The organism is Desulfosporosinus sp. BICA1-9 (assembly GCF_000802135.1).
The window spans coordinates 1-9,860 of sequence record NZ_JUEE01000113.1 but is presented as its reverse complement, the minus strand read 5'-3'; the positions used below and the strand labels follow the sequence as shown (position 1 = coordinate 9,860).

Here is a 9,860-nt window from a genome sequence, read left to right as displayed (position 1 = left end):
TTTGTCGAGAGTTCGACCGATGGCATAGTCATTCAAATCCTTAGGGGTGATACCTTCTCCAAAGAAAAACTCTGTATCAATCCCACGGAACCGGTCTTTGATAAGACTCAAAGGTGCGCGTATATCAAAAAAGGTAGCCAGAATGACTGCTTTCGCCAAGTGACCCGGTGTGACTTTGCACTGTTCATCATCCCACTCCACAGATTCATTGATGAAATCCACGAAGCCTATCGTCTCTAATATCTTGTTGGCCAGTGCTAAGATTAGCGGAATAGTGTGCCTTTGTTCCTCTACTCCATGAACATATTTCCTTTTGACAGGCTTTCGACTGCGTTTTGGTCTTGCTTTTTGTTTTTTAGATTTTTTTGCCATGATGAGACACCTCCCACCCAAAGGTAGACTTTTAATCTCATCATAATTGACGGAAGGTTGTTTGTCCAGTACTAAAAATCCAAATTTACCACTCATTGAGTAAGAGCCCATATGTTGGCTCTTGATTTACAAACGATAAATACCGTTTGTTGCGGCAGGCGCTCATAAAAAGTTTGGTTTTTAGTCTTAATTGCATAGATTGATAAACCGTGTTCATTGACCTTGTTTCATGTTTTACATAAGGTGCGCCAGAAAATATCAGTGAGTTATTGGGTGAGTGCCGAATATGGGATAAAATGGCAACAAAGACATTAATAAAAAAAAGAAGCCAATAACCGTAATATTTCAGTTATTGGCTAAGATGCATTTTGGTTAGTCCAGATCATTATAATTTTTCCAAGTGGCTAATATCATCGTCCAATAGTATCAGACTTTATTATTCAGTGACAGACTTTATTATTAGTGAACAACACTAACCTTATTAATATTGAACTCCTGAAACAAAGACCTAAGTTTTTTAATAACTTTATTCCCTAATTTAACATCTTTATTTCCTTTTTAACAACTTTATTCTGGATAAACAAATACCCTTACCCACACTTCGAGTAACCACAGTGCGTACAAACAACACAACCGCTTTCATGGTTGATCGACATGCCACACTCTGGGCAAGCATTTTCTGGAGCAACATTGGCATGGGCTTTTTTAACAACTACCTTTTCTGTCGCGGATTTCCCTCGCCCGACAGCTTCGGGCTTTTCAGTCGCTGGCACTTGTTGTTGCGTGCCTATGTGACCTTTAGTAAAGTTTATTCCTACCTCGTTATATTTCCTAATCACTCGAGCAATGGCATCAGGGCAAGATGTGACATTAACCCCTTCACGGCGCATACAGGCTGGGCAGCGAATACCTTTGATCTGTTCAGTAATTGCATCAACGGATAATCCTGAACGTAGGGTTATGGAGATCAACCGAGCTGTTGCCTCGGATTGAGATGAACATCCTCCTGCACGACCGGTATTTGTAAAAACTTCACAAATTCCTTTTTCGTCCGCATTAACACTTACATATAGATTTCCGCACCCGATTTTTATTTTCTCCGTAACGCCTATAGTCGTAGTCGGTCTTGGCCGAGGAACGACCGTGTTCACCTCAGGAATAAACGGTATTTTGGGAACAGACCATTGTTCCGAGACCCCTTGGTCTTTCGTCTTATCATCCTGGGTTTGTGCGGCTATGGTACCCGTAGAAAGCACCTGTTCTTCTCGACTACCATCACGATAGACCGTTAATCCTTTGCAGTTTAGTTCATCCGCCAATCGATACGCTTCAGTAATTTCGTCTCGTGTCGCAGAGTTAGCAAAGTTGATCGTTTTAGAGACCGCATTATCCGTATATTTCTGGAACGCTGCCTGAATTCGGATATGCCATTCAGGCGCAATCTCTTGGGCCGTGGTAAACACTTCTTGTACCCAGTTTGGGACTTCAGGTAACCCTAGGACTGTCCCAATTTCTGCAATCTTTTGCGTGAGTTCTTGGGAGTAGAAACCAAACTCTTTAGCAAACGCTTCAAAGAGCGGATTTACTTCTACTAAAGCTGTTCCATCCATCACCGTTTTAGTGTAGGCAACTGCAAACAGCGGTTCTACCCCACTCGAAGCGGCACAAATCATAGAAATGGTTCCGGTAGGAGCTATGGTTGTCAGAGTAGCATTCCTGAGCTTCATCACCCCGTCATAAATAGAGCCCTCATAATTTGGAAAAGCTCCCCGTTCTTCAGCTAATCGCTGAGATTCAATACGGGCTTCGGTTTGAATAAATTTCATAACCTTTTCTGCATATTCGACTGCCTCTTCAGTAGCATACGAGGTCTGAAGTAAAATCAGCATATCTGCAAATCCCATGACGCCTAGTCCGATTTTTCGATTTCCTTTCACTACTTCATCAATAATTGGTAGCGGGTACTGATTAGCATCAATTACGTTGTCAAGGAAGCGAACCGATAATCGTGTCACCTGACTCAAACGTTCCCAGTTGATTACCATTTTTCCGTCTTTTTCGATGACCATTAGTTTCAAATTGATCGAGCCCAAGTTGCAGGCTTCATTTGGGAGCAATGGTTGCTCTCCACAATTATGCACATAAACTCCGTTGGCATCGAAAGCGTTCACCCCTGGAACTTGAGCATCATAAACCTCCATCTCTCCTGCTGGGAGACATTCGGTCACACTAGCCAGAAAGCGTTCTCTATTTATAGATCGTTGATACCCCTCTAAGCGCTCTTTAAGGGTTTGCATTTTTTTGTTGTTACTAAATCCAATTATTTCTGAGAAAACAGTTAAATTATCTTGGGATATCGAAAGTTCATGCCCTGGCTGAACCTCATAGTCCTGATGACCGCCCTTACCGTCCGGCATAGATTTATATCCAGAAGCTTTGCGATCCCTGTAAATCGTAGAAGCCATGCCTAAACGATTCAACATCCGCTGAACTATCTGAAGCGCCACAGGGTCCTTTTGCCATAACCTAACGGAAACTCCCTTGTCCTGAGAACCGACTACGGTCCCATCCGTATCAAAAAGACCTCTTAACAATCCTCTATGGAACTCAGAACTTGTTCTTTCCAGATCCTCAGTTAGCTTTTTTTCCTTTGGAAAAATGCCAAATTCTCCTGCCAAATCGCGCAAGGATGCTAACTTCATCCGATGTTCGCTTCTATCACTGATTACCTTTTGGAAGCCTTGAAAATCACTACGATGTCGCAAGGAAGAAGCAGCCTTCTCTGCAGCTTCTATCATGGACTCCGCTTCCTGATTTTCTCCCCATACAGAGATGATTCCACCTTCTTCTTTTAACGTCCCATCTCCTAATAGTAAGCCTAAAAGGTAACCTTCTTCGAAACTCCCCTTGCCAGACCAGTTAAGTCCCCGATTATTTGAAAGAAGGATTTGATCCCCTTGTTTTAATTCACCAGCAGGTTTCCACTCCTCAGTGATCTGCTCTCGGGTCACTTTCGCCGCAACCCGAACTAGATGATCACTGGTTACTTTAATCTCATAGCCGCGGTCAGTCTTGATGTTTAGAACTTGTTTAGTCCCGGTTGAAAAGAACCCTTTTGAACTCGTTTGATAGTATTCTCCATTTAATGCTAGCTTTAAATCCTGACCTAAAACCGTTTTGACTTGTGCTGGGCCATGGTCTGTAAGAATCCAAGTATCTCCCGTTACACAAGGATTCGTGGCTTCAATCTCTCCTTGCAGCGGGGTAGGATTTCCCTTATTTAAGCGATCGAGAAAGACAATTCCAGGTTCTCCATTTTGCCAAGCATGATCCACAATTTTATTAAAGACCTCTGGCGCAGATAATTGTCCGACTGGACTGCCCGTGTGGGGGTCTATGAGATCATAAGGACGCCCTTCTCGAACGGCTAGCATAAATTCTTCCGTAATTCCGACAGATATATTAAAGTTGGTAATTTCTTTGTTATCTTCTTTGCACTGAATGAAATCTATAATATCCGGATGATCGACACGAAGAATTCCCATATTAGCTCCCCGTCGGGTACCGCCTTGCTTAACTGCTTCCGTGGCAGAATTAAAAACTTTCATAAAAGAAATAGGACCAGATGCCACTCCACCGGTTGATCGGACCATGCTATTCTTGGGGCGTAAACGTGAAAAGCTGAAACCAGTCCCTCCACCAGATTTATGAATAATTGCTGCGTTTTTAATCGCATCAAAAATTTTCTCCATGCTATCTTCAATCGGCAAAACAAAGCAGGCACTTAATTGACCAAGATCTCGACCGGCATTCATCAGTGTAGGCGAGTTTGGCATGAACTCCAGGTTCGCCATCATGGTGTAAAATTCTTTAGCTAAGGCTTGGGTTTCTTTTTTCCCCTTGCCATATTGAGTCTCTTCAATCTCTGCAACCACACTAGCTACTCTGTAAATCATGTCTTCTGCAGATTCTACAACTTTTCCATCAATTTGTTTAAGATACCGTTTTCCCAATACAACACGTGCATTAGACGTCAAATTAGCCTTGATCCAGGTTTTTGGTGCTTGTCCCTCGAAACTCAACTCGAATCCCCAACTTTCCTTATTAACTCTTTTAACTAGCTTTTCTACTCGGAAGTTTTGCGCTTTTCGATAAGATCTTTTAGCTCTTCCATAAAACGTTGTATATCTCGAAACTGACGATAGACGGAGGCAAAACGTATGTAGGCTACTTCGTCCAAACTAAAGAGGTGTTCCAAGACAGCTTCTCCCACCTCGGCACTCGACACCTCACGCTCGTGGCTATTGCGGAGAGTTTTTTCAATCCCGTAAGCCACATCCTCAATTTGGTCTCTAGAAATTGGTCGTTTTTCACAAGCCCTAAGCATGCCAGCCAACATTTTAGAACGTGAAAATTCCTCTCGTCGACCTTCTTTTTTTACAACAACGAGCGGAGAATCCTCAAATTTTTCAAATGTGGTGAACCGACGCAAACAGTGATCACATTCTCTGCGCCTACGGACAGTAGTTCCTTCATCAACTTGCCGGGAGTCAGAAACTTTCGTTTCCACGTTTCCGCAAAAAGGACAGTGCACAATTTCACCCCACTACATATAGTATGCTTTAAATTAAACCATACTATATGTAGTGTGTCAACACCCCAGTTGGACATTAATTTGCCTCGCACCTCTCTCCAACGCCGCTTTCTGTTCATTATCTCTCTGTCTAATTCTAAGACCCACTTCCACAGGAGTAAGTTCAACTTCACTGCCTATTTTTCGGAATGTGCAAGCTATATCCATCAAAAATCCAAGTCAACATTAGTGACTCTATCGCTCATCTGTCATTCATCAATTGAACTCAAAAGGGGCAGACTAACTATTGTAACCTTAAATAATATTATCTGAAGAAGGAAGTGACATAATCGTGATTAAAAAATTCCCCACAGAAAAAAACCCTAATCCCAATACAAAACCAATTCCATCTCGTCCGGAAGATCAACCAAGTATGGATTCTAGAGACGGCCATGGGCTTTCAAAAGAAGAAGCCTTACGGTCAAAGAAATAGCATGACCATAAAAGGAGACATCACTTCATAGTAATTGAAGTAATGTCTCCTTTTGTATCAGGGCAAGCAAATCGGATGCTACTAAGGAATTATTAAGTTTATGCGGTCACAGTCTCCTCCGTGGCTACAGCCACCTGCGCTTCAGCAGCAGATTTTGCTTGAAGTAAAGCTTTTTCTCTCTCTTCTTCTACTAAGAATCTGCGTAATACTTTACCGATAGCAGTCTTGGGCAAGGCCTCTCGAAATTCAACTTTCTTAGGAATTTTAAATGCCGCCAGCTTATCCTTACAATAGGTCATGATCTCTTCTTCTGTAGTGCTTATTCCTTCTTTTAAAACGATATATGCTTTCACCATTTCTCCCCAATATGGATCAGAAATTCCAGCACACACTGCTTCTCTCACTGCGGGGTGCGCATACAGTACCTCTTCCACATCACGTGGATAGACATTATATCCGCCCGAAATGATCATATCCTTCTTCCGATCAACAATATAGAAGAACCCGTCCTCATCCCTATGAGCAATATCGCCGGTGTAGAGCCAGCCATCTTTCAGAGTGGCCGCCGTCTCCTCAGTTTTTTGCCAATAGCCTAACATGACTTGGTCCCCTTTAACCACCAATTCACCAATCTCTCCCGGTTGTAGTTCTTTTTCTCCCGTCTCCAAATCCATAATTTTAGCATCTGTGTTGGGAGCTGGAACTCCAATTGAACCCACTCGGGCATGGAATATTGGATTTAAGTGGGTGGCTGGTGATGCTTCCGATAAACCATATGCCTCAACTAACCTGCCACCCGTTAATTCTCCGAAACGAAGCGCCACTTCCTTGGGAAGCGGAGCTGATCCACTTAGGCAACAGCGAATAGACGAAACTTTATATTCCTTAATCCGCGGATGATTAATAACTGCAACATACATGGTCGGCGCTCCTGGAAAGAATGTGGGTTGATAATCGTTGATATGTTGAAGCACAGCATCAATATCAAACCTCGGTAAAATGATCATGGCTCCTCCGGAAATAATTGCTATGTTCATACAAGCTGTCAATGCGTATATGTGAAATAGGGGTAATACTGTTAAAACTCTTTCCTCACCCTCGGTACCGGATATCCATCCCCAAGCCTGCATAGCATTGGCAACAAGATTATGGTGGGTTAACATGACCCCTTTAGGTGCTCCAGTCGTACCCCCTGTATATTGCAAAACAGCAACTTCGTCTGATTTGCTTTCCATTGCCGGAGGCTCTAGATTATCCAAGCTTGTGTTGGCTACAACCTCCTCAATATCCATAAATACGGGATTATCGTCTAAACCTAAGCCTTTAAGTCCAGAAAATGCACTCACCCAGTCTAACGCGATTATTTTTAGCCCTACTTCAGCTTGGATCGGCGTGATACGAGGCAAAAGTTGTGGAATTGAAACAATTCCGATGGCCCCAGCATCTTGCAAAAGTGCTTTTAATTCACTTTCCACGTAAAGGGGGTTCGTCTGCACCACTATAGCCCCTATCCTTTGAATAGCAAAGAACGCGACTACCCAGTTAGAACTATTGGGCATATATATTGAGATGCGATCCCCTTTTTTTACTCCTCTCTGGACTAACTCTTTGGCCAAACGTTCAACTTGAATATTCATCTCGCTGTACGAGGTTGTCTTACCTGCAAAGATTAACGCTGGGTTATTAGGATATTTCTGCTCGGTCTCCTTAAACATTCCCAGCAGAGTTTGCTCTGGGATCTCTAATTGTCTCGGAATATTCTGCTCATAAAATCGATACCAAGATCTCTCACCTAAACCTTCTGCCATGCATTCATCCTCCTCTAATATGAATGTTTACTCATTCATATTTAACATATTTTAACACACTTATAGATAGATTAATATATAAATATCTTAATTTTCTATATATTTATATTATTCAGTTAAAAATTATATTTGTACTTTTCTTTATTCAATTTTTTAATCACACTATAACTAAATCAACCCGCACTTGAGCAATGGTTGTTTTGGTTACAATCCTCTGACACTAATCAAACTACAGTTCTTTGTAATTTCGTCTATGTGTAAGTTAGATGCTAAAGATCAGATATTCCTAGCCAAGAGATACCTTGTCCAATTGATAACTTTTTCCATATTAAGATACGTTAGGCACGATAGTCTTCAGTGGAGAGTATCGCCGAGCCATCGGGGATCCACCCGTTCGCAAGTAACGAAAGAAAGCTGGGATTTACTTTCGATCCAACTATGTAAAAGCTATAAGCTCAATCGGAAAGATAGAATAATAATAATCCTAGTTCATGCTAAAATTCGTGAATTTGCGACAATTATTCTTGACAAAATTCGATAATCATCATATTGTAGTAAAATATTAAAGTCCAAAGTAATATAACTTAGGGAGGCTTAAACAAATGTTTAGAGTTAAGACTTTGAAATTTCCATTGATATTTGCTCTTGTGGCGTCTTTAATCGTTGGATGTGCTCCTTCAAAACCTTCAGGTGACCAGACCCAAAAGCAAGAGAAACCAAAAGTATCGATATTGATTCCTGGTAAGCACAATGACAATGGTTTTATGGAAGCTGCGTACAGAGGCTACTCTAAAATCAAAGACACTTTGCCTGTTGAAGTTTCATATGTATCTGATGTGTCTGCTACATCGGATAAGGATGTTCTGACTGAGGCTATGCGAGAATTAGCAAAAAAAGATGCGAATATGATTATCGGACATGGTGGGCAATGTAACGAACCCGCAAAGACGGTCAGTAAGGAATTCCCGAACATAAAATTTGTCGTGATCCAAGGTAATGTCAAAGGTGATAATCTCTCCAGTTACGTTGTCAAACAGGAGCAGTCAGCATGGTTAGCAGGTGCTCTTGCAGGTTTGACTACAAAAACTAATGTTGTAGGGCATATCTCAGGTGCATGGCCTACACCAGGCTTATTAGGTAGAGCAGCCTTCTATGATGGTCTAAAATATGTAAATCCTGACGCAAAATTTTTAACTTGGTTTACTGGAAACCTAGACGATTTAGAAATTAACAGGAAAGCAGCAGAAGCGGAAATTAAAAATAACGCAGATATCATCTATACTATGCTTAATGCAGGGAGAACCGGCGTTATTAATGAAATCAAAAATAACGAAGGCAAAGTGAGGCATATAGGAAACGTTTCAGACTGGACACAAGTGGATAAACAATTCATCGGCTCTGCTGTCGCAGATTCCAGCGTGGCAATCTTCAATTCAGTCAATGACTTTATTAACGGTAAGTGGCAAGCGAATCAAGTCATTGAAATCGGTTTGAAGGAATCTGATGTTGTAAAACTCACAATGGCAGAAGATGTTCCAAATGAAGTTAAAGCCAAAATCAATGAGTTAAATGGTAAGCTCATAAGTGGAGAGATTAAGATTAAAACAACTTATGAAGGCAAAGAATTCTATCCTGCGACAGGTGAATTCGTAGATCAATCGTTCAAGTCAAATTTAGGCAAGTAACAGATACTTGGGGCATATCCCCTGGGAAGTAGAATCCACACTGCGACTTATAACGAAGACTCCTGCCGTGTGACGAAAGGCGGACGAGCCTTTCGCCACACGACGACATATAAGGCACTCTCCAGCAGTGTGGATCCCGAACGGGTGGAACCCCGGCTTCCATTCGATGTTTGATACTTGAGATAACAAGCAAAAGACTACCTCGTTAGAGGTAGTCTTTTGCTTGTTTACCTAAGATACGTTAGGCACGATAGTCTCCAGTGGAGATTATCGCCGAGTCACCCTCCCCAAAGAAACACTTCGTGGCGAAGGTGAGCCTAACGCCACACGGCGTCCCAAGACGAATGCTCCTGCCGTGTGGATCCTACTTTCCCAGGGGCTATGCCCCAAGTATCATCGGCCCTGGAACGAAAGGCACGATAGTCTCCGGTGGAGAGTATCGCCGAGCCACCCACCCCAAAGGAATACTTCGTGGCGAAGGGGAGCCTTTCGCCACACTGCGTCCTGTGACGAATTCTCCTGCTGCGTGACGAAAGGCGGACGAGCCTTTCGCCACATTGCGACTCGTGACGCAAACTCCAGCAATGTGGATCCGAACGGGTGGAACCCTGTGACCCAGATGTCCACAATCTTTTCAGTATTACAAAACACAGAAAAACTACCTCGTTAGAGATAGTTTTTCGCTTGTTACCTGGCGATGACCTACTTTCCCAGGGGCTATGCCCCAAGTATCATCGGCCCTGGAGGTCTTAACTTCCGTGTTCGATATGGGAACGGGTGGAACCCCTCCGGCATGATCACCAGATGCCTACTCGATGTTCGAAATACGATGTTCGTGGTTCGAACTCGAATTGTTTTCTTCGAAAACAAGAAATAAGGAGTTATCTTATCGCTGTTCTCTCAAAACTGCACAGAGTCTATTATCTAGT

The 9,860-nt window shown here is 42.5% G+C and carries 6 protein-coding genes and 1 rRNA gene; 2 read left to right on the top strand and 5 right to left on the bottom strand.

Features of this window, described 5'->3' with window-relative positions:
• The 3 genes from JL57_RS14175 to nrdR form a co-directional block, all read right to left on the bottom strand.
• Positions 1-372 (bottom strand): DUF4277 domain-containing protein (locus JL57_RS14175; protein WP_034142689.1); only part of this gene is annotated, 372 nt, incomplete at its 3' end.
• A 590-nt stretch (positions 373-962) separates the two neighbouring features.
• Positions 963-4,454: an LAGLIDADG family homing endonuclease gene (locus JL57_RS14170; RefSeq protein WP_034142688.1), complete on the bottom strand. Its 3,492-nt coding sequence runs from the start codon at positions 4,452-4,454 to the stop codon at positions 963-965.
• Positions 4,455-4,498: 44 nt separating this feature from the next.
• Positions 4,499-4,966 carry a transcriptional regulator NrdR gene (nrdR, locus tag JL57_RS14165; RefSeq protein ID WP_034142687.1) on the bottom strand — a complete coding sequence of 156 codons (468 nt, stop codon included), beginning with the start codon at positions 4,964-4,966 and terminating at the stop codon, positions 4,499-4,501.
• Between the two features lie 331 nt (positions 4,967-5,297).
• Here nrdR and JL57_RS34440 point away from each other — a divergent pair, with 331 nt between their 5' ends.
• Positions 5,298-5,438, top strand: coding sequence for a hypothetical protein (locus JL57_RS34440; protein ID WP_291300092.1), 141 nt, complete (start codon positions 5,298-5,300; stop codon positions 5,436-5,438).
• Between the two features lie 98 nt (positions 5,439-5,536).
• On the opposite strand, the gene JL57_RS14160 is transcribed toward JL57_RS34440, so the two are convergent.
• Positions 5,537-7,246 (bottom strand): long-chain fatty acid--CoA ligase, encoded by a 1,710-nt coding sequence (locus JL57_RS14160; RefSeq protein WP_034142686.1) that lies wholly within the window; start codon positions 7,244-7,246, stop codon positions 5,537-5,539.
• A 602-nt stretch (positions 7,247-7,848) separates the two neighbouring features.
• Between JL57_RS14160 and JL57_RS14155 the strand changes: the two genes are divergently transcribed.
• A complete protein-coding gene (locus tag JL57_RS14155) occupies positions 7,849-8,931 on the top strand; it encodes a BMP family protein (RefSeq protein ID WP_291300091.1) in 1,083 nt (360 codons plus the stop codon).
• 689 nt (positions 8,932-9,620) lie between these two features.
• On the opposite strand, the gene rrf is transcribed toward JL57_RS14155, so the two are convergent.
• Positions 9,621-9,736: ribosomal RNA gene (gene rrf / locus JL57_RS14150) — 5S ribosomal RNA — on the bottom strand.
• Positions 9,737-9,860: the final 124 nt, after the last annotated feature.